17 protein-coding genes are annotated in these 22,160 nt (G+C 45.8%); 7 read left to right on the top strand and 10 right to left on the bottom strand.

Going from position 1 to position 22,160, the window contains the following annotated elements:
* Positions 1-313 precede the first annotated feature (313 nt).
* Positions 314-1,204 carry an MBL fold metallo-hydrolase gene (locus J7529_RS02060; protein WP_318727619.1) on the top strand — a complete coding sequence of 297 codons (891 nt, stop codon included), beginning with the start codon at positions 314-316 and terminating at the stop codon, positions 1,202-1,204.
* Positions 1,205-1,289: 85 nt separating this feature from the next.
* Positions 1,290-2,222 carry an NAD-dependent epimerase/dehydratase family protein gene (locus tag J7529_RS02065; protein ID WP_318727620.1) on the top strand — a complete coding sequence of 311 codons (933 nt, stop codon included), beginning with the start codon at positions 1,290-1,292 and terminating at the stop codon, positions 2,220-2,222.
* A 448-nt stretch (positions 2,223-2,670) separates the two neighbouring features.
* Here the strand turns inward: J7529_RS02065 and rpe are convergent, their stop codons facing one another.
* The 5 genes from rpe to J7529_RS02090 all read right to left on the bottom strand — a co-directional run bounded on the left by rpe (position 2,671) and on the right by J7529_RS02090 (position 8,354).
* On the bottom strand, positions 2,671-3,372 hold the full coding sequence (gene rpe / locus J7529_RS02070) for a ribulose-phosphate 3-epimerase (protein WP_271939130.1): 702 nt from the start codon (positions 3,370-3,372) through the stop codon (positions 2,671-2,673).
* Positions 3,373-3,557: 185 nt separating this feature from the next.
* Entirely contained in the window at positions 3,558-4,094 is a 537-nt protein-coding gene (locus J7529_RS02075) for an SRPBCC family protein (RefSeq protein ID WP_271939128.1), read from the bottom strand.
* A 17-nt stretch (positions 4,095-4,111) separates the two neighbouring features.
* Positions 4,112-4,660, bottom strand: a complete 549-nt coding sequence (gene def / locus J7529_RS02080; protein ID WP_318727621.1) for a peptide deformylase — start codon at positions 4,658-4,660, stop codon at positions 4,112-4,114.
* Between the two features lie 226 nt (positions 4,661-4,886).
* Entirely contained in the window at positions 4,887-6,002 is a 1,116-nt protein-coding gene (gene hypD, locus J7529_RS02085; protein WP_318727622.1) for a hydrogenase formation protein HypD, read from the bottom strand.
* Positions 6,003-6,074: 72 nt separating this feature from the next.
* A complete protein-coding gene (locus tag J7529_RS02090) occupies positions 6,075-8,354 on the bottom strand; it encodes a putative PEP-binding protein (RefSeq protein WP_318727623.1) in 2,280 nt (759 codons plus the stop codon).
* Positions 8,355-8,998: 644 nt separating this feature from the next.
* Between J7529_RS02090 and J7529_RS02095 the strand changes: the two genes are divergently transcribed.
* Both J7529_RS02095 and J7529_RS02100 read left to right on the top strand, forming a co-directional pair.
* Complete coding sequence (locus J7529_RS02095) at positions 8,999-9,301, top strand: Mo-dependent nitrogenase C-terminal domain-containing protein (RefSeq protein WP_318727624.1); 303 nt, start codon at positions 8,999-9,001, stop codon at positions 9,299-9,301.
* 157 nt (positions 9,302-9,458) lie between these two features.
* The gene (locus J7529_RS02100) at positions 9,459-10,541 is read left to right on the top strand and encodes a Gfo/Idh/MocA family oxidoreductase (protein WP_318727625.1); all 1,083 of its coding nucleotides are present in this window, start codon (positions 9,459-9,461) and stop codon (positions 10,539-10,541) included.
* Between the two features lie 540 nt (positions 10,542-11,081).
* On the opposite strand, the gene J7529_RS02105 is transcribed toward J7529_RS02100, so the two are convergent.
* The gene (locus J7529_RS02105) at positions 11,082-14,858 is read right to left on the bottom strand and encodes an AAA family ATPase (protein ID WP_318727626.1); all 3,777 of its coding nucleotides are present in this window, start codon (positions 14,856-14,858) and stop codon (positions 11,082-11,084) included.
* A gap of 278 nt (positions 14,859-15,136) precedes the next feature.
* Entirely contained in the window at positions 15,137-16,102 is a 966-nt protein-coding gene (locus J7529_RS02110; protein ID WP_318727627.1) for an SGNH/GDSL hydrolase family protein, read from the bottom strand.
* A gap of 146 nt (positions 16,103-16,248) precedes the next feature.
* On the opposite strand from J7529_RS02110, the gene J7529_RS02115 reads away from it, so the two are divergent.
* Complete coding sequence (locus J7529_RS02115) at positions 16,249-16,389, top strand: hypothetical protein (RefSeq protein WP_271943175.1); 141 nt, start codon at positions 16,249-16,251, stop codon at positions 16,387-16,389.
* Positions 16,390-16,560: 171 nt separating this feature from the next.
* On the opposite strand, the gene J7529_RS02120 is transcribed toward J7529_RS02115, so the two are convergent.
* The 3 genes from J7529_RS02120 to J7529_RS02130 are packed head-to-tail and all read right to left on the bottom strand — an operon-like array spanning position 16,561 to position 20,030.
* Positions 16,561-17,286 carry an ABC transporter ATP-binding protein gene (locus J7529_RS02120; protein ID WP_271943172.1) on the bottom strand — a complete coding sequence of 242 codons (726 nt, stop codon included), beginning with the start codon at positions 17,284-17,286 and terminating at the stop codon, positions 16,561-16,563.
* A gap of 18 nt (positions 17,287-17,304) precedes the next feature.
* Positions 17,305-18,522 (bottom strand): ABC transporter permease, encoded by a 1,218-nt coding sequence (locus J7529_RS02125; protein WP_271943169.1) that lies wholly within the window; start codon positions 18,520-18,522, stop codon positions 17,305-17,307.
* 5 nt (positions 18,523-18,527) lie between these two features.
* Positions 18,528-20,030, bottom strand: a complete 1,503-nt coding sequence (locus J7529_RS02130; protein WP_318727628.1) for an efflux RND transporter periplasmic adaptor subunit — start codon at positions 20,028-20,030, stop codon at positions 18,528-18,530.
* A gap of 312 nt (positions 20,031-20,342) precedes the next feature.
* On the opposite strand from J7529_RS02130, the gene J7529_RS02135 reads away from it, so the two are divergent.
* Together J7529_RS02135 and J7529_RS02140 are read left to right on the top strand one after the other, a co-directional pair.
* Complete coding sequence (locus J7529_RS02135; RefSeq protein WP_318727629.1) at positions 20,343-20,825, top strand: hypothetical protein; 483 nt, start codon at positions 20,343-20,345, stop codon at positions 20,823-20,825.
* Between the two features lie 177 nt (positions 20,826-21,002).
* Complete coding sequence (locus J7529_RS02140; protein WP_318727630.1) at positions 21,003-21,974, top strand: Uma2 family endonuclease; 972 nt, start codon at positions 21,003-21,005, stop codon at positions 21,972-21,974.
* Positions 21,975-22,160 lie beyond the last annotated feature (186 nt).

Raw genomic sequence — 22,160 nt, forward strand, 5'->3', positions numbered from 1 at the left:
TGGTCTAGCTTAACGTTTGTTCTCCCGTTATTGAGGGGGATAAGTTTGAATGTTGAGCGAACGACTAGACGATGATCGACTCTTCAAAGAACTATTATCCACCTTTTTTGTAGAGTTGATCGGAAGCCGGTCGAAAACCTGATTTTTCGCCAGAATAGAGATAGCTGGCAAAAACCACAGAGAAGCTTATAGCGCTGGGTATTATAGTGTTTACAAGTATTGGAAAACGGCATGGATAGCTTGTTCGAGATTAAAGTTATAGCCAGGGGCGATTCTATTCCCTACTCCCTATTCCCTATTCCCTATAAATGTTATGGCAACCGCAACCAAACGACGAGACGAAAATGTAGCTGGAGATTTCTTTGTCGATCGCACTTGTATTGACTGTGATACCTGTCGTTGGATGGCTCCGCAGGTTTTCCACCACGATAATGGACAATCGGCAGTTTACCATCAACCGGAAAATTCTGGCGATAATGCTCCGCATCGCTGGCGCGATCGCCAACAAGCCTTACAAGCTCTGCTCGCTTGTCCCACGGCTTCTATTGGGACAGTAGAGAAACCGCAAGATATCAAAACGGCTCAAGATACTTTTCCCTTGCTCATCGCCGATAATGTGTATCATTGTGGCTATCATTCTGCATCCTCATTCGGTGCAGCGAGTTATTTCATCGAGCATCCAGAAGGGAATATTCTGGTGGACTCTCCCCGGTTTACCCCTCCCCTGGTGAAACGGATCGAAGCCATGGGAGGAATACGCTGGCTGTATTTAACCCATCGGGATGATGTGGCAGATCATCAGAAATTCCACGATCACTTTGGCTGCGATCGGCTGTTGCACGAGGATGAGATCGCTGATGATACCCAAGGAATTGAACAACGCTTAACGGGGACAGAGGCGATCGAACTCGCTCCCGATCTCCTGATTATCCCGGTTCCCGGTCACACCAAAGGTCACACGGTTCTTCTGTACCAAAATCAGTTTCTGTTTACCGGCGATCATCTAGCTTGGTCAGATTCTTTACAACAATTGATTGCCTTCCGTCGCCATTGTTGGTATTCCTGGGATGAATTACTCCAATCCATGAAAAAATTAACCGCTTACTGCTTTGAGTGGGTTTTACCCGGCCATGGTCGTCGCTATCACGCTCCTGTCGAGGTCATGCAAGCTGAACTTCAGAAGTGTTTGCAATGGATGGTATAGGTAAAAGGCAAAAGGCAATAACTACTGGGATGATAAACTAGAGCTTAGACTCTGGAAAAATTATCTGTAAAAACAAGGAAACGCTATGCGAGTTTTGGTAATGGGTGGCACGCGGTTTATTGGCGTTTATTTAACCAAATTGTTAGTGGCACAAGGTCATGAAGTGGTCTTATTTAATCGAGGCAATAAACCCGCACCAGTGGAAGGGGTGAGGGAAATTCATGGCGATCGTACGGATGCCAACGAAATCCAAGATAAGCTTGCAGGTGAAGCATTTGATGCTATTTTCGATAACAATGGTCGGGAACTCAGCGATACTCAACCCCTAGCGGATTTATTCGCGGGTAAGGTGAAACATTTTGTTTATATGAGTTCTGCGGGAGTTTACTTGAAATCCGAGCAAATGCCCCACATTGAAAGCGATCCGGTAGATCCCAAAAGCCGCCATAAAGGAAAGTTTGAAACAGAAAAATATCTCAGTGAAAAGCAACTGCCGTTTACCTCAATTCGCCCCACGTATATTTACGGCCCGTTGAATTATAATCCTTTAGAAGCATGGTTTTTTGACCGTATTGTGCGCGATCGCCCCCTTCCCATACCGGGTACAGGTAACGCCATTACCCAGTTGGGACATTGTGGGGATTTAGCGCAAGCGATGAGGGCAGTTTTGGGCAATTCCCAGGCGATCGGTCAAGTTTACAATATTTCTGGGGAACGCTATGTTACGTTTGATGGATTAGCTCAAGCTTGCGCGATCGCCGCCGGAAAATCAGCAGAAGATATCCAGATTGTCCATTATGACCCCAAACAATTTGATTTTGGCAAACGCAAAGCCTTCCCCATGCGTGTTCAGCATTTCTTCGCCGATATTCACAAAGCCAAAAACGAACTCAATTGGCAACCGAAATATGACCTTGTGTCTGGACTAAAAGATTCCTTTGAAACCGATTATCTAGCTCAAGGGAAAGATAAACTAGAGGTAGATTTTTCCCTAGATGATCAAATCTTGAAGAGTTAAAAATAATGACATAAAAAAGGAGTGGACTGTTTCAGCTAAAATAGTGCATTAGCTGCAATTCGTTGTAGGGCTTTAGCCCTAAAATGTTCGGAGCGCTAAAGCGCAACAACGGAGGAAATCTAATGAATCACATTAGATGAAACAGTCTACTGGATTGTTTCACCTAAAATAGGGCTTTGTTTGTAGTAAGCACGAAGAGTGCTTAAAAGCCTAGCTGGAGAGGGCTAAAGCCCTCACTACGAATGAAATCTAATGCATCAAATTAGATGAAACAGTCTACTACTGGATTGTTTCATCTAAAATAGGGCTTTGTTTGTAGTAAGCACGAAGAGTGCTTACTGGCTATGCGATCGCCTAATTTTCCTGTAGGTTGGGTTAAAAAAAGCAAAACCCAACAGATGGGTTGGGTTTTGCTATGTAGGAGCAAAAATCTTTCACCCCATAACTTTTAAGCAGTTACTAGCTCCCGTTCTGGACGCTTACTATTGCGAATTCCAGAAATTGCCTCAGCATAGTCCGGAGCTTTAAATACCGCAGAACCAGCAACAATAGCATTGGCTCCCGCTTCCAAGACTTGCCAAGTATTATTAACCTTCAAGCCACCATCAACTTCAATCCAAGGATCGAGTCCACGCTCATCACACATTTGGCGTAACTTGCGAATTTTGGGAACCACTGCGGGAATAAAGCTCTGTCCCCCAAACCCAGGGTTAACACTCATGATTAGAATCAAATCGCACAATTCTAGAACATACTCAATCAACTCTAAAGGTGTAGAAGGATTCAGTACGACTCCTGCTTGCTTGCCCAACTCTCTGATTTGTCCTAGAGTCCGGTGTAAGTGGGGGGAAGCATTATGTTCGGCATGAACCGAAATAATATCCGCACCCGCTTTCGCAAAGCCCTCAACATACTTTTCGGGTTCCACAATCATCAAGTGAACATCCAGAGGTTTTTGAGTCACGGGACGAATAGCATCCACGATTAACGGGCCAATGGTAATGTTGGGAACAAACCGGCCATCCATGACATCCACATGAATCCAGTCTGCACCGGCTTCATCCACAGCTTTAATCTCTTCTCCCAGACGGCTAAAATCGGCGGACAAGATAGAAGGGGCAATAACAATGGGTTTTTGGCTTTGGGGCATGACGATTGGTATTCTCCAAGGCGTTCTGAATTTCTATTATTTTAACAAAATCTTTAGCATTACCCTAGCGTTTGGTCAATAAACCCGGTTTTCTTGCATTGGTTTTTGCCTCTTGCCTCTTGCCTCCCCTAGCTTATCGCCTTAACTTGTTACCAATACCCATTACCCACCCAAAGCGCAAAAGGCTAAGGACAAAGGACTTGGCGCATGTGTCGCATATTAGCTGGTAATTCGAGCTTCAAAGCTTGTTCAATGAAGGGTGCGGGAATAGGGAAATTGGGCGTGGCTTGAACTGCATAGCTTAAGAGGGTTCCTTGTTGGTAATCTTGAAGATGAAGATAGGCTAGAAATTCCGAGAAAGACCCTTTAAGGAGTTCAAATTCTATAGCTTGGTTGCAAGTTTCCCGGACTTGGAGATAAATTTCTACTTCCACACGAAGCAGAATAAAGTCTTTGATTCCTTTCTGATAGAGGTGCTGGCTTTTGGGCAAAACTTGACTGTAGGTAATGTCAGGAAAATAATTGACCCATTGGGAGTAGTTGCTGACTTTTTGCCAGCATTGTTGACGAGTCAGGGGAAGATAGAGTTGAGCGATCGCGCTGCCGCCTCCCAATCCCCAAGGTTCCGTTTTCACTGAAATATGACCATCACCTAAAGATGCAGATGGTTCAGTATTGCAAGCTTTGGCAATGCGATCGATCCATGCAGTTGCTTGATTCATGGTGAAGAAATAAAACGTTAAGTATGGGAAGGCATGGGATGGCCAACAATTTGTCGGTGATATTCCGATTCACTCATTAACTCTTGGGTGCTTTCCACTCGATCAATAAAGAGTTTGCCTTCCAAATGATCGAATTCATGTTGGATAATTCGAGCTACAAAATCGGTGAATATCTGGCACTGATTTTTGCCTTTTTGATCGATATATTCAACTTCAATTTCGGTAAATCGAGGCACTAATCCTCGAATTCCGGGAACACTTAAACATCCTTCCCATCCTTTGATTTGAGTATCCGAATGACTGATAATCTGGGGATTGATCAGTGGGGTGGGTTCCATCTTGGGAGCGTTGGGATAGCGCAGATTGGGACGAGAGGCGACAATGAGTAAACGGTAAGGTTGTCCAATTTGAGGGGCTGCAATGCCAACACCATGACTGGATTTTGCTGTTTCAATTAAGTCTTCAATTAAGGTTTGAATACGCGTATCTTCTGGGTTGGCGATGGGTCGAGCTATAGTTCGCAGCAGGGGATGACCTAGTTGGTAGATTTCTGAAGGCTCTGTCATCAGGATTGGACTTCTTGCAGAAGTCAGGCAAAAGGCAATAGGCAAAAGGTAATAGCCATTAAGAATATATGATTACTGCATTACGATTGATTGTCTACCCACTTACAGCAGTTTTCGCACTTTATGTAGTACATCATTTATCCCTCCAATCCCCCTGCTTTCTAAGGAGGATTTAGGGGGATTTTTCTTACTGTACCTCATAACATGGTAAAACGCTGTATTTATTTCATTCTCTATGAGGGATTCCATTCCCTCGATAGCGATAGTAGGCAGCACAAGCGCCTTCGGAGGAAACCATGGGCGCACCGAGGGGATGTTCTGGGGTGCAGCGCGTGCCAAAAGCAGGACAATCATGGGGTTTCTTTACCCCTTGCATGATTTCACCACTGATACATTCGGTTGTCAGTACCGGGGGATTCGGATCGAGCCAGTCGGTAAAGCGCTTTTCGGCATCCCAAGGACAATATTCTGCCCGCAGTCCTAAGCCACTGTCGGGGATTTCCCCAATGCCGCGCCAGGTGCGAGAGACAACTTCAAAGACTCGATCAATCAGATTTTTGGCGGGTTGATTGCCCTTGCGACGGACGGAACGGCTATATTGATTATCAAGGGCAACCGCTTCTGTTTTCCTTTCTAACTGTTGGATGCAGCGATACAATCCCTGAAAAATGTCTACGGGTTCAAACCCCGTGACGACGATGGGAATCTGGTATTTTTCCACTAAGGGTTCATACTCAGTATATCCCATTACTGTGCAAACATGACCGGCTGCGAGAAATCCCTGTACTTGAGATTGGGGGGATGAGAGAATGGCTTCCATGGCTGGAGGAACGCGGACATGGGAGGCGAGGAGGGAAAAGTTGTGAATTTGTTGTTGTTTGGCTTGATACACTGCCATGGCAGTTGCGGGGGCGGTGGTTTCAAAGCCGACCCCGAAAAAGACGACTTCAGATTCTGGATTAGCTTGGGCAATTTTGAGACAATCTAGGGGAGAATAAACAATCCGTACATCTGCACCTGCGGCTTTTACGCTCAGTAGGTCTTGGTCGGTTCCGGGAACTCGGAGCATGTCGCCAAAGGAACAGAGAATGACTTGGGGATGGGAGGCGATCGCGATCGCCCGATCGATAAGCGTCACTGGAGTCACACAAACCGGACATCCCGGCCCGTGAATCAGAGTAATCTCTTCTGGCAACAATTGATCGATGCCATACTTAATAATCGAGTGGGTTTGACCGCCACAAATCTCCATAATTGTCCAAGGTTGGGTCGTAATTTCGGCGATCGCCGCTGCCATCCGTTGCGCCAATTGAGCATCCCGATATTCATCGACAAATTTCATAACCATTACTCCCCACTCTTCCCCACCATTAAAAAGGAAAACCCCCTCTCATTTTTAATTTTTAACTTTTACTTACGCTTTCATCTGCTCTTTCCGCACTGCTTCCAAAATCAACTCCTGCTCTACACGAGCAATCTCCCGTTGCACTCGCTCTACAGCAGGCATTTCTACAGAAATCGATGTAACTCCCCAGCGCACTAAAGGGTTAATCAACTGGGGATAGTTCACCACAGCTTGACCACAAATACTACTTTTAATTCCCCCAGTCCGTGCTTGGGTAATACACTGCTCCAAAGCGCTTAACACAACTGGATGGAGAGCATTCAAACTCTGTCGATGTTGTTCCCACTGCTGGCGCTCCAAACCCAATAACAAGGGAATCAAATCATTGGTTCCCACACTTAAGCCATCAATCCCCAGCTTGATATACTCTGAAATTTGCAACAATACTCCAGGAACCTCCACCATAATCCATAATTCCATCTGGGATAATTGCCGTTGATCTAGCCGCCTACGGATGGCAACCACTTCCTCCACTGTCCGCACAAAGGGCAACATTAAATGAATATTCTGATAACCTTGGCGATGCAAGTTTTCTAGCACCGTTAACTCCCAATCCAATAGGGTGGATCTAGAATCATTTACATCACAGGCTAAGGTTCCTCGTATAGGAGAAGGCTCAAAGGAGTCAAAGGAACGATAATAAATAGGACGAGGGTAAAAACTCCGGGCTAACTTTTGTAGATTGTTCAACCATTCGGACATGAAGCGATCGCCATCTTTCCACCATTGAAGACCTGGAAAGAGTTTAGCTGCCCATAATTCCGATCGCAATAATCCCACTCCATCCACGTCTAAGCCGGAAAGATCCCCAGAAGGGGGTTGAGAGAGATTAATCCAAAGCTGGGTTGCGTGTAGGGGCGAAACAGTTTTCGCCCCTACCGTTATTGGTTTGCTTTCATCCTGAAGTTCAATCCGGTTAGGTGAATCAGGGTTCGCCCCGGTAATAATTTCTCCCGTTTCACCATTAATTTTAATCTGATCTCCAGTTATGAAGTGGCAGGTGGCTTGTTCAACTCCCACGAGGGCAGGAATGCCTAACTCCCGAGCCACGATCGCTCCATGGCTAGTCATTCCACCTGTTTCTGTAATCAAACCTGCTGCCCCGCTTAAGATCCAGGTTTCTTGGGGGGCGATCGCCCGTTTAACAATAATTTGTCCTGGAGTTAAGGTCATCGGTTCGAGTTTCTCCGGTAAGACCACAACTGGAGCCATAGCGACCCCTGGTGCGGCCCCTACGCCCTGGTAAGAACCTGAAGAGTTTGTTTTGTCATTTAGCGGGATAACGTCTGTAATCCACCAATTTAAGTCAGGATTGCCGATCCACTTGAGGCTGAAGCGATCGTACCACTGTTGTTTTAGGGCGAGGGTGCGATCGCCTAAACATTGGATTTGCGCTTCTCCTAAACAGGGTTGATCCACCAAGGAGGAATCAAGAGTATAGGCACAGAGGAGGCAGTCCTTGGTGTTTAATAGGGGAGTATGCAGGGATAAGGTGGACAATTCACCACAGAGTTGGTGAGCAATACGTTTGTTACCCAACTGTTGCTCTTTAAGTTGGTAAGGCTGAAGGTGAATGTGATAGCGATCGCCACTGACTTGAGGTTCACTCACGAGATATCCCAGTCCCCACGTCGCTTCAATGATCGCTTCCCGATCTTGAGTGGAAATCGCCCCACTCATGGGTTCATTCTGTAGGGGTTGAATGAGAATACCCATCCTAATCTGATTTAAGGCAATGCCTTGATATTGCCAGTAGAGCAAGTACTTATTGCGAAATACTTCGGCCCAAATTTGTTTAATCGTATGGGCTAAAGCGTCAGAATCTTTGGGACTTGCCCAAGTTCTCCACAAGCGAGAAAAGCTGTTTTGGCGATCAGGGGTTAGCGGTTTGGGTAAGCTGAGAGAGGGACGACAGAGAACAAAATCCCCATCCCAAGTGGCGATCGCCTCCAGCACCTTACCATACTCTGGCCAATCCAGAGGACTACTGAGGATTTGCTCCCGAATCCCTTGAGTCATTTGGTGTAATTGAATCTCCCAGTCTTCATTCATGAGATTGGTGGGCGTTTTCTGGGCAGATCGGGAAACCTTTACGCTCATTTGTTGAGTCAACAGAGGATGAGATGGGTGCAAGGACTGTAAAAATTGTTGTCTGATCTCATTCGGGATTGCCACACCCGGTAATACGGGATAACCCTGCCGCAGGAGTTGGCTTAAATCCCAGATGCGATCGCCCACGGATGAGCGGTGTTGATCTTGAATCTCAGTGAGCCAGTAAATCGGATTCATGGGTGCAGGCGATCGCCAAATATCTTCATCTAATTGTAATCACTCTAATGGGTCTTTCCGCTGTTCTAGTTTCCGTGGGGTTAAACCCACCGATCGATCGCTCCTAAATTAGTTCCTGATGAACAGTTGAATTTACTCTCAACACCTCCCTATGCTTAACTTTCTTGATCCCCCTGTTTTTTAGAGACAAATCTACACCGAAAGCATCCATTTTATCTTGTTGTTGGCGATTTATTCTACAGACGAGTTTTCCTCAAAGAAAAGTTACCAAACATGACCTAATATTGCAATCATTAAATAATTGTGACATTATCGTTCTGCTCCCTCAATTTAAGATTAAAGCTTAGAGAAGGTAGTTTTTGATCGGAGTAGCCTCACCCATGAGCAACCTATTCCAGCACCCGATTCATGTGACAAGTGAACAATTGTCCTCATCAAAACCCAATTTCGTTAACCTCCAATTAAACTCCTCAATAGTTCCCCCTTAATTTTTTTGATCCAGAAGGAACTATCCACAACTAGAAGCCATCAAAACCTCTAAAACCAACTCTGAAATCTTCTAGTTGGATGACCGAAAAAAGGGGGAAACTACCGCCTTCTAACCCCAAAAAATCGATCTATCTCACCCCAAGGAGTGAGGATTTATGTTAATCAAAATCAGTCACATCACGTTCAGCTCTCCCATACACTGGGATCTGTTCTATCCGATTCGTCAACGGTTAAACTCCTTAGAGATCAAGCGTCCAGAAATCGCTAGATTGATTGTCAAGCTTATCCCCGCTCAATGTCCCTTTGCCCGAGATATCAAACTGTTTGGACGCACCATCATCCGCATTCCCCCCATGTGCAAGCTCAATCCCCTATACGATGAACTCATGAATCTACGCTTCCGTTGTCTGTGCTTTCTCGCCGACGAGTGTGGTGAAGATATCGAAGCTTATATCTAAACTCTCCTGCCGATCCCCTTCTGAAGAAGAGTACAGACAAGTTTCTGTAACTCCTCTTCAGAGTTCAGGAGCTATGTTACTATCTGAGTGGTTCGATCGAGCTAACCAAAAACTGCGATCGCCGTCAGTGGTGGAGTAGACAGGAGTGTAATAGACCATGTCATCGGGAAACGAAGATGTGAGGGCAGAGGTCAAAGAACCCCATAATTCCCTTAAGCCTATCCGCATTGGAGTCATTGGTGTCGGCCATATGGGTCAACATCATACTCGTGTTTTAAGTTTGCTCAAAGACGTACACCTGATTGGCATATCTGACGTTGACATCGAACGGGGATTAGATACAGCCGGAAAATACCGAGTACGATTCTTCGAGAATTATCACGACCTTTTGCCCCATATCGATGCTGTCTGTATTGCTGTTCCCACCCGTCTTCACCATGAAGTAGGAACAGCCTGTTTAGAAGCAGGAGTCCATGTCCTGATTGAAAAACCCATCGCTGCCAGTATCGAGGAAGCCGAAAATCTAGTCAATCTAGCCGCAGAATGTAACTGTATTCTCCAAGTCGGACATATTGAACGCTTTAACCCCGCTTTCCAGGAACTGAGCAAAGTCCTGAAAACCGAAGAAATTCTTGCCTTAGAAGCTCATCGCATGAGTCCCTATTCTAACCGCGCCAATGATGTGTCGGTGGTTTTGGACTTGATGATCCATGATATCGATTTACTCTTAGAATTAGCGTCTGCCCCCGTCAAAAAGCTCACCGCAAGTGGGAATAGAGCCTCAGATTCTGGATATTTAGATTATGTAACCGCAACTTTGGGCTTTGAGAATGGCATTATTGCGACTCTAACCGCCAGTAAAGTCACTCATTGCAAAATTCGCCGCATCGCCGCCCATTGCAAGAATTCACTCACAGAAGCTGATTTTCTCAATAATGAAATTTTGATCCATCGCCAAACTACAGCCAACTATCGCACCGAATATGGGCAGGTTCTCTATCGTCAGGATGGCTTAATTGAAAAGGTGTATACCAGCAATATTGAACCCCTTCATGCTGAATTAGAACATTTTGTCACCTGTGTACGCGGTGGAGATCAACCCTCGGTAGGCGGTGAGCAAGCACTGAGAGCCTTGCGGTTAGCCAGTTCGATTGAGCATATGGCGCTAGATGGTCAATCTTGGCATAGTTTAGAGTCCCCATCTTCCCATGCTCTGAATTCTTCTATTGTTACCGTTTAGATCGCTGAGAAGCCAGGTTTGTTGAAGAAGCCCGGCTTCTAATTCCATAATGATTAAAGTAGGGGCGGGTTATACCCAAATCTTGTAGACTGACAACTATTGCAAGTAAACCCGCCCTCCCTCACTATGTCTCTACAGTACGCATTTGTAGCAACCATTTAAGGATTTGATATTATATCGCGTGGGTTATCGGTTGAGTGAGGGCGGGTTTAGGAAATCGATCGTTTTTTTCCTAAATTTGGGTATAACCCGCCCCTACAAAATTAATGAATATAGTCAATTGGTAGGGTGGGCAATACCCTAAACCATTTTTAATTTTTATCCCTCTTCTGTCACTCTCCGAAAAGCTTTAGCTTTTCGGAATCGTAGAGTGTAGACAAGGCAAGCGATCGCGCCGTTTTTTCTGAGTAGAAATTATTGAGAGTGTGAAATCGGCCAAAATGCGATCGCAAAACTCTATATCATCCATTGTACCTTGGCTCCAGAAATTTCTAATAATAGGAAAAACCGGAAAGTGACAGAAGCGCTGTATAGTTTTGCCTATGGCTGCAGCAGTCCCACCAGGCGCAGGAAATGTACCTCGCCAGAGTGTTCTCCAACAGCAAGCATCTGGAGATCGGGGGATATGGCGTAGCAAGCAATAGAACCATCTCCCCAAAAACGGGCGATCGCATCTCCCGTCTGCAAATCCCAGATTTTCAGGGAAGTCCCGTGTGAATGTGAAACAGAAATGACCAGCTCTTCACTAGGACTGAGTTCGACAACATGCATCCAGTCGATATAAACAGAGAAGGTATGCTCTAATTGCCCAGTGTGCAGATTCCACACTTTCAAAGTCTCGTCATCTGAAGCAGAAATGACCCGTTCGCCATTTGGGCTGACTGCTACGGTACTCACCCAAGCTCTATGACCGGAGAAAGTATGTTCTAATTCCCCAGTGTGCAGATTCCATACTTTCACGGTGTAGTCGAATGAACCAGAAATGACCCGCTTTCCATCGGGAGTGACGGCGATCGCTCCAACTGGAGCGCGATGACCATAGAAGGTTCTCTCTAACTCTCCAGCGTGTAGATTCCATACTTTTACGGTTCTGTCCCCTGAACTAGAAATTGCTCGTGCCCCATCCGGAGTTATGGCTACAGCCATAACCGAGTCGCTATGATCGGTGAGAGTATGCTCTAACTCCCCTGTATACAGATTCCATACTTTCAAGGTCTTGTCCTCTGAAGCAGAAATCGCTCGCTTCCCATCCGGCGTTATGGTGACAGCATTAACCCAGTCGCTATGACCTGTGAGAGTATGCTCTAACTCCCCTGTATATAGATTCCATACTTTCAGAATCTCGTCATCTGAAACAAAAATTGCTCTCGCCTCATCCGGACTTATGGCTACGGTATCAACCCGGTTGCTATCACCTGTGAAAGTCTTCTCTAACCCCCCAGTTTGCAGATGCCAGACTTTTAGGATTTCGTCGTGTCCTGATGCGGAAATTACCGACTTCCCATCCGGGGTTATGGCGATCGCATAAACCGAGCGTCTAGACCTGGGGAAAGCCTGCTCTAACTCTCCAGGATACAGATGCCACACTTTTAGGGTATGGTCTCTTGAGGCGGAAATAACCCACTTCCCATCTGGGGCGATCGCGATGTCTTCAACTGGAGATCTAAGACTCCAAAGAGTGTGTTGTAACTCTAACTCTCCCGTCTTCAGATTCCACACTTCCAGAGTCTCTAAGTGTGAAGCGGCGATCGCTCGTTCCCCATCCTCAGTTACAGCTACAGCTCTAACCCATTCCCAATGGTCGCAGAAGGTATGCTCTAGCTCCCCGGTGTGCAAATTCCACACTTTCACAGTTTTGTTAAATGAACCTGAGACTGCTTGCTTCCCATCTGGAGTTACAGCTACGGAACTAACCCAGTGGTTATAGCCGGTGAAAGTCTGCTCTAGCTCCCCCGTCTTCAGATTCCACACTTTTAGGGTTTCGTCTGCTGAACCGGAGATTACTCGCTGCCCATCCGGAGTTACAGCTACAGCAATAACCGAGTCTTGATGACCTGTAAGGGTCTGCTCTAACTCCCCCGTCTTCAGATTCCATACCTTTATGGTGCACCCTGAACCAGAAATCGCTCGTTCCCCATCTAGAGTTACGGCTACAGCACTAACCCAGCCTTGATGACCTGTGAGAGTCTGCTCTAACTTGCCTGTCTTTAGGTTCCATACTTTCAGAGTCTTGTCATCTGAACCTGAAATCGCCTGCTCCCCATCCGGGGTTACAGCTACAGCAATAACTGAGCCTTGATGACCTGTGAGAGTCTGCTCTAACTCCCTAGTCTTTAGATTCCACACTTTCAGAGTCTTGTCTTCTGAACCTGAAATTGCTTGCTGCCCATCCGGAGTTAGTGCTACAGCATAAACCGAGTCGCTATGACCTTCCAAGATGCAGACGAGCGCTCCCCCTGGAGGCTTTAAACTAGGAGTCAAGGGACGCAGACCAGGGATTTGACTCTGGTTAGCCTGGGCCAGCAACTGTTGAATCTCTGGATGCTTGAATCCCAGCATCCGTCCCAGGAGTTGCCCCACCAGTTGGCTGCGATCCTCCTGCAACGCATGGGCAGACAGCCGCAGCGCTCCTTGCACCAATTTCAGCACTTTGGCGTTTTCTGCCTCTGCATCGATTAAGTCATAATCCTCAATCAGCGCCTGCACTCCAAATTCTGGATGGTTAATCTTCGCTTCGATAAACTCAAAGTTGGTTAGCAGTTGGCGATACTTTTCCCACTGCTCAGTCTTGGCATATCGATAGGGCAGCCTCCCCAGATACCCCCGTTGAAACGAAGGGGATTTGGCGGCCAGTTTCTCGGTGATCGTCATTTGTGGTACAGTTCCCTCTTCCAGGTAATCAATAATGCGTCGATTCACATCCTGAAAAAGCTGGCGATTTTGTTTTAACGCTGTCTTCTTCTGCAAAAAATTCAAGAAACTGGCACGATCGATACGATAGCAACATTCCCCATCTAGATGAGCCATCTTTAAATATTCCATCCAACAGCTCAAAACCCTGTCCACTTCTGCCCGATCTTGCTCGGCAATTTCGGCAATCATTTCACTGGAAATGGGAGTCCCCACTTCCTTCAAAATAAAGAGAATAATCGCCATCAACTGCTTTACTTCCGACTCCATCCCCATCCACACCCAATGGGTTTGATAATAGTCCTCTAAGCCATTGGGTAACTGGGCTAACTGCAAATCTTTATATTGGCCGTTGGCAAGAGCTGGTAACAGATAGTGCAGATACATAAAATTATTTTCACTTTTCTCTGCTATCTGCACCACAAAATCTTCTGTTGTAAGGTTACGCTCCTCTATCCAATGCTGCAAACCCTCCTGATACTGTGGGTCTTGCAACCATAAATGAATATAGGCTTTAATATCCCTCTCACTGAGCTGCATATACTCCTCTTCCCTCAAGTCCAACTCAAAATAGGGAACACTAGGATCAATATTCAATCGCTTAGTTTTTCGATTATAGGGTCCCCTAGTCAAGAAAATATAAACCTGCTTTGGTAGCCTCATGGGTAAAGATAAAAGGTTGTTACCTAGTTCTTGATTAACTTCATCCAAGGCATCAATAACTAAAATGAGTTTCTCTCCTGGGTGCAGTTTTTGCCTGACTTTTTCTTCTAGCAATCCTTGTAAATCGTATCCCCATGCATCGATCAGTTTATAACGCTCAATCAAATCCTTTGTCATACTTTTCCGAAAGGATTCTGGAGTGTTTCTGTTGTCATTTAAAATATTAAAATAATGGGGATATTGACGCTCGGAGACTAACTTGGCTGCCAGGGCTGTTTTTCCCATACCTTGATTCCCAACGACGGTGAAATATCCTTCAGGATTATCTTGAATAAACCGATCGAATTCCTGAAACACAAATTCACGACCGCAAAAATCTTTAATTTTCTCTTGAATCAGTCCTTCAAATTCGTCTGAATACGGAATGGTGGAACGATCTGGAATGACAGAACTGCATCTTTGACGATATTCTTTTTTCAGAAAATCATGCAATACGATAGTTTTCTTTAAACTTGAAGAGATGAAACAATCATAATCGTCCAAGATATCTTTGAATTTCTTATGAACTTTACTCATTCTCTTCTTAACTGTTTTCAGAGTAATGTTTAGCTCATCAGCAACTATTTCCTCAGCTAAACATTGATCTTCGCTTGGAAGTCGTGCCAGTAAAGTCTTTTCTTGATCGGGAGATAACCCACGCTTGCCAGAGATCTCTTTGATAAATTCTTCCCAAGTTATCGTCATATGGCTTGCCCCCGCGATGTTCTAAGAAACCCGGCTTCTATCTCCACGTCTATGTTACTGCAAAGTTACTGCTAGATTGCTCGGTACGTTAGGCTTCCACTAACGCACCCTACGGGATCGTTTCATCTAAAATGGTGCAATAGATTTTGTTTGTAGTGAGGGCTTGAGCAATCTCTAGCTAGGCTTTTAAGCACTCTTCGTGCTTACTACAAACAAAGCCCTATTTTAGGTGAAACAGTCCACTACGGATGATTTGCTCTCTTCTTAATTAGGGTTGATTAAGCAGACTTGATATTACCCATTACCCCCATACTTTTTAATCGATCCGATAGGCTTTGTGTAACTAATTGGTTGCTAAGGTAATTGAGGTGGATGTGGTCTCGATAAAGGCTATCTAGGTTCTCTTGAGCGTTAAAAATAGGTAAAAAGTCAACATAAGGGATTTGTAGCTCTTCTGTGAGCGCCAACAGCCGCTTTCTGGCTTTCCATTCATAGTCTCTGGGACCGGGTTCTCCGAGTTCGCGCTTGAGGGGAGTCATGGCTAGAAGGACTTGGGCCTGATTTTCTTGGGCGTAGCTGTGAATGTCCTGAATGGCTTGTAAATTAAAGCCCACGCGATCGCCTTTTTCGGCTCGAACTTGTGCCATTTCTGAGGGAGACTCATAGGGCAAAACGAAGCGGGTAAAGGCTTCGACGATACCGAGGGGAGGATATTGATTAGGATAAAAGCGATCGCGCCCTACGGGGATGGAAGTCGGTGCAGTGCCAAATAGATCGTCAGTATTAATTAACAGAATAATCGCTTCTGCCCCAAATGTTCCATATTGCCGTAAATAGGCAATCTCATTGCGCGGACACCAGGAATTGGCAGAAATATTCAGCACTTCCACCGGTTTCCCGTTCTCTTCCTTGAGTTTATTACCAATCAGGTTCGAGAGAATTTGCTCTTGATCTGTCCACCATCCGCCATTGGCGATGGAATCTCCCAGCAGTAATATCCGTTGAGTACCCGGTTCTGGTTGCTTGCTAATCTCAGGACTGCGCATCGAATATTGATTAATGGTAATCCGATTTCCAAACCGGCGCGTAGTTTGGGAAGGAGCGAGTAAATAGCCAATCTCTGGATCGACTTTGTAAATTAAGGGTTTCCCCAAACCGAAGAGAGCGCGTAGGGCAACTTCTAAGAAAGTAAAAAGGCCTAGAGCGATCGCGCCAATCAATAATAGAATTTTAATCTGGCCCATGAATTCGGAGTCTCTGCCTGATTTGACTTTTTCTATCCTACTCGATCGCCCTATTGGGTGATGGACACTCAAGCTAGGAACCGTTACCCTAGGGCTGGGTCAGTTTGTTAAACCGTTTACCCTTGTTCTGATGGAGGCTAATCGTCATGTCTGACTTAAATCGCGGCATCATGAAATTCAAAGGAGCTGATAGCCCTGCGGCGATCGCCCTCTCGTCTATTGTTGTGTTAGGTGGGATTGCCCTTTTAATTTGGTGGGGACTACAATCAGCCTATGCTTTGGGCTAATTGAACTGTGCACCCTAGACGTTGTATCTGAGTATCTCTGAACCCGCCGCGATCGTTCTCAACAAGGACTAGAGGCGGGTTTTAATTTATCTTATAGGGCTTCTTTTATGCCGTACAGTAACTTTAGCCTCAGTTCTGTTCTCAAACAATTCCAGTTAACCGATCAAAGGCTTAAATGTTTGCGTGCAGCTCTTCTAAATTAAAATTAGACTGAACCACTTCACCATCCCTAAACCAAATAACGCGGTTGGTGAGTCGAGCCACATCCGGTTCGTGGGTAACCATCACAACCGTCATGCCATTGCGGTTAAGTTGGGTAAAAATATTCATCACTTCTTCAGTCGTTTTAGTGTCTAATGCACCCGTTGGTTCGTCTGCAAGCAAGACAACGGGACGATTGACAATAGCTCTAGCGATCGCCACCCGTTGCTGTTGTCCCCCAGAGAGTTGATTGGGTTTATTTTTCATCCGATTTTCTAAACCCACTTGCTTTAAGGCTTCTGCTGCTCGTTCTTGACGTTCGCGCCCTTTAATTCCAGCATAAACCATGGGCAACATCACATTTTCTAGGGCTGTTAATTGGGCTAATAAATGAAATTGCTGAAATACAAACCCCAGTTTTTGATTGCGAATGCTAGCTAGTTCCTGTTTGGGCAACTGAGCCACATCTGTACCATCTAGATAATAGTGTCCTGTAGTGGGACGGTCTAAACAGCCAATAATATTCATGGCGGTGGATTTTCCAGAGCCGGAAGGCCCCATAATCGAGCAATATTCCCCCGATTTAATCGTCAAACTCACATCAGCGATCGCCTGAACTTCCACATCGCCCATTTTATAGACTTTTGAGATCTGTTCTAAGCGAATAATATCTTTTTTTTCTAATTCCTGATTCATGGATTTTATTTTCTCTATTTAAGCACTACGCAAGGCAACAATAGGATCAAGTTTAGCCGCTTGTCGGGCGGGAAACACACCAAAAAACAAGCCAATGGTTCCGGAAACACCCACGGCTGTGGCAATAGCAAGTAGGGAAACTTCTGCGTCTAAAGCAGTTAAGCTACTAATGACCCAAATGCCACTAATCCCCAATCCCGTGCCAATTAATCCGCCCATAACCGATAAAATAATAGCTTCGATCATAAACTGAATTAAAATATCTTGCTCTGATGCTCCAATCGCCTTTCTTAACCCGATTTCTTGAGTTCGTTCGGTCACAGACACCAGCATAATATTCATAATGCCAATGCCACCCACCAGCAAGGAGATACCAGAAATTGCCGCCAGTAGGATAGTTAAAGCTCCGGTAATACTGCCTAAAATATTCATTAATTCCTTCTGGGAGCGCACCGTAAAATCATCTTCATCGGTAATGTTATGCCGGAACCTGAGCAAGTTTTCAATCTGGAACTTGGCCGCATTCATGCGATCTTCGGTCTCAATGGAAATAGAAATTGAACCCACCTGCGTCCCATAGGGGGAAGTATTCCCGCTAATGCGGTTCGTCAGGGTTGAGAGGGGAATATAGGCTGCCATATCCATGTTATCGCCAAAGGATGAACCCTTGGGTTGCATCACGCCAATAATGCGAAAACTAATCGATTTTAAGCGTATGGTTTCTCCAACTGGATTGCGATTTCCAAATAAGCTGGTCGCTAACTCTGAGCCAATGGCAACCACCGTTTCTCGACGCTTGATATCTAATTCATTCAAAAAGCGACCGTTGGCTATCTCTAAGCTGCGTACCGTAAGGAATTCTGGGGTCGTTCCGGTAATGGAAATGGCCACATTATTTCCTTGGTAACTAATCGTTTCCCTCACGCTTAACCTGGGAGCAACTGCTTCGACTGAGGGGACTTGTTCGGCGATCGCCTCCGCATCCTCTAGGACTAAGGTTTGCGGCGCTACAATACTCTGTCTCTGAGCATTGGGATTTCCAGGTATGACAAATAAAACATTGGGGCCTAAAGAACCGACTTGGTTGGTGACATAGTTTTGGGTTCCTTCACCAATGCCAATCATGGCAATAACAGACGAGTTACCAATAATAATGCCCAGCATGGTTAGGGTGCTTCGCATTTTATTCCCGAGGAGGGTTTTACCCGCAATTTTGATGCTCTCTAGGATATCCATAATCTCTACTTGATCTCTCGATTAATAATTTCATTCAGGGTTTTGCCATCGGGTAATTCCACAAACACGGGTTGACCGGGTTCAATACCCTCTAAAATTTGGATCTGATTGCCTAACAAGGGGCCAATAGTTACGGGTTGAAATTGGGGAAGATCGCCATCCCCAGGTACTAACACCCCAGTTTCTCCCTGATTCGTAATAATAGCCACGGTGGGAACGACTAAGGCATTGGTGAGTTCATCGCCGACAAAAGATAAATCCACATTCATCCCCGACTGGAGCAACTCTAATCCCGTTTCAATTTCTACGCGCACTTGAAATAGGGTGACATCCCGTTCTTTAATAGCTTCCGGGGCAATCAGATGAACGCGACCTTCAAAGGTGCGATCGGGATAGGCATCGGCAATAATTTCTACTTTTTGATTGGGGTAGATTTGACTAATGTCAGCTTCTGGTACTTTGGCTAAAACTTCCAACCCTTGAGCTAAAGCAACAATAGAGGTTGAGGTCGCTGAGTCCGCTGAAGATGCTGCGGTGACTGGAGTAACAAAGGCTCCCGGTTCGGCATATTTCTGCACAATTAACCCAGAAAATGGTGCTTTAACTTCCGTATCTTCAAGTTGTACTTGATAGTATTGCAGATTGGCTTTTCCTTCAGCCAGTTGTGCCTGGGCTTGGGCAATATCTTCAGGGCGAGTACCATTGATTAGGCGGTCTAGGGCAGCTTGGGATTCGGCGACGGTGGCTTTGGCTTCAGCAATGTCTTCAACTCTAGAACCATTTTGCAGGCGCTCCAGACGGCGCTGGGCTTCGATCGCCCCGGCTTGGGTTTGTTCTAGATAAGCTTGGGCGCGACGGCGATCGTCCAGTCGTTGATCCAGTTCATCCCTAGAAATGGCTCCCTCATCAGCAAGGCGTTGATTTCGGTCTGCTCGTTCTTGAGCTAAGTCTAAACGAGATTCGGCTTCAGCGACTAGAGCTTGGGCACGGTTGAGGGAGGCTTGAGCTTCGGCAATGTCTTCCGAACGGCTCCCTGCTTGCAGTTCCGCTAACGTGGCTTGGGTGCGTCTGAGTCTGGCTTGAGCTTCAGCAATATCTTCCGAACGGTTTCCAGCGATCGCCTTATCGAGTTCTGCTTGGGTGCGGGTTAATCTCGCTTGAGCTTGCCGCAGTTGGGCTTCGAGTTCCGCTCTTTCCATGCGGGCGATGGGTTGTCCTTGTTCCACGCGATCGCCTTGTTCCACATAGAGTTCGGCTAATCTCCCTTGCACTTTGGGACTGACATTAACGCGCCGAATCGGTTGCACTACACCACTGGCATTAATGCGAATGGTGAGCGTAGCTGCTTCAGCAGGAATGGTTAAGGAGGCGATCGCCTCCGCTTGAGTCGTAGAACGACCAGTGCTGAGATAGACAATCCCAGTTGCGCTAACTACCGAAACAGCCACCAGTCCCAACAGCCAAGGGAGAGGCTTTTCGAGTTTGGGGTGGATAAGTGGCAATTGCATGATTTGAATATTCCTTAAGAATCAGGACAAGTGAGTTCTGTCAATTGAATTAGGTTCGGGTTGAATAGGCATTAACCCATACTTTTAGGGTAGACTGGTTTCCCCTCTTGTGGGCAAATGAGTCAGACATTTTCCGAACTGGATCGTGGGGGATTTCCCAACTCCGTGATGGAGAATTCACCCATTTTTCTAACCTAGAGCTTGTAGGAGTTAAGGTCTAAGGCTTGAAGCGGTATGCCACAGAAGAGAGAATCGTTGTATATGGTATAATCCGAACGCTATCAAGTTTATGTTGTTTTTTTGATCGTCCAGATGAACCGAAATCTACTGTTTCAGGGAGTATCTCTAACCGCCGCTTTATCTATATTTACAATTGGGATTACTCAATCTTTCGCTCAAGGTTCAGAGGGTGAACATCATCATCGATCAGAGGATGAACATCACCATCAAGGAGGTCATTCCCATGGACGGATCGAAATCACTCCAGGACAACCCATTCCCCAGGTAAATTTAATTGTTCATCCAGATCCAAAAGCGGGTTGGAATCTAGAAATTCAAGTGGAGAATTTCCAATTTGCTCCCCATCATGTTAATCAACCTCACCAACCCGGAGTAGGTCACGCCCATTTATTCATTAATGGAGAAAAAATAACCCGAATTTACGGATCGTGGTACTATCTAAAGGAACTCCCCCCCGGCAATCATGAAGTGACTGTGGTTTTGAGTAGCAACAATCATGACGATTTTGTCTTTCAAGGCCAATTGATCCAGGACACAGAAATGATTAATCATTAATTCTGTACTTGTAGAGTGCAACAACCGTTGAACCTGAGAATGCACAGAGCGAGTTAGAAAGAGATTTTCGACGCAACATCTTTCTGGGCGATTTTTGAAAATTAAAGTTTTCTCAAGAAGCCTACGGCCTAGAATAAAGAGAAGCGACCCAGCCGAAGTGCAAAGGAAGATTGTTTCATGACTCAAAGTACGGAAAAAATTATCTTACCGCCTCCTTTCCCGGACCATACGCAACTGCCAGAGGAGGATGGTACATTTGTGAAAAACTTTCAGGAGCATCCCCAGAGTATTCTACTGACTGACTCTATTGGGCCGATTTTAGAACAGCAACATCCAGATGGGCAATATGCGATCGGTCAAGATAGTGGCATTTATTGGCGAGAAACGCAACCGCCCCAAGATGGTGCAGAAGCGCCAGATTGGTTTTATGTGCCCAATGTCCCTCCAGATATCGATGGAGAATATCGTCGTTCTTATGTCCTCTGGCGGGAATTAATCGCCCCACTTATTGCTCTGGAATTAGCCAGTGGTAATGGGAACGAGGAAAGAGACACAACGGCTTTATCCCAACAGAATTTAGAGGAGAAAAAACGACCGGGAAAATTTTGGGTGTATGAGAATATTATCCGGATTCCCTATTATGGGATTTATGTGATTCAAACGGGAGAATTAGAGGTGTATAACCTTATTCGTGGCTCTTACGAGCGCATGAGTCCGAATGAGAGAGGACATTATCCGATTGAGCGATTGGGAGTAGAGTTGGGCTTATGGCAAGGAAACTATCAGAATCAGCACCAACTCTGGTTGAGATGGTGGGATAGTGAAGGGAATTTGTTACTGACGGGATGGGAACAAAGTGCCCTAGAACAGATGCGGACTGAACAAGCAAATTCTCGCGCCGAGCAAGCCGAATCAGTTGCCCAAACTGAGCGGGAACGTGCTCAGGAAGCGGAGTCTCGCGCCCAGGAAGCTGAATCGGTTGCTCAAACTGAGCGAGAACGCGCGCAAGAAGCGGAGTCTCGCGCCGAGCAAGCTGAACAAGCTCAACAGGGAGCGATTTCTCGTTTATTAGCGATGGGACTGAGTGCAGAGCAAGTGGCTGAAGCACTTAATTTGAGTGTAGAACAAGTGCAGTCAATTCAAAACTAATATCTTGTACCTGTAGGGGTCAACGGCTGTTGACCCCTATAATACTGATTACACCGTTTGATTGACTCTAAAGCGGGTTTAGGCTTGCTATACAGCACTTGGTGCTGTTATGGAGTACGCTATTCAATCCCTAAAGCCATGTACCACAATCCTATTCCCTATTCCCTAGCGCAAAGTGCTATATCT

The sequence above is a fragment of the Roseofilum sp. Guam genome, assembly GCF_017746735.1.
Taxonomy (GTDB): domain Bacteria; phylum Cyanobacteriota; class Cyanobacteriia; order Cyanobacteriales; family Desertifilaceae; genus Roseofilum; species Roseofilum reptotaenium.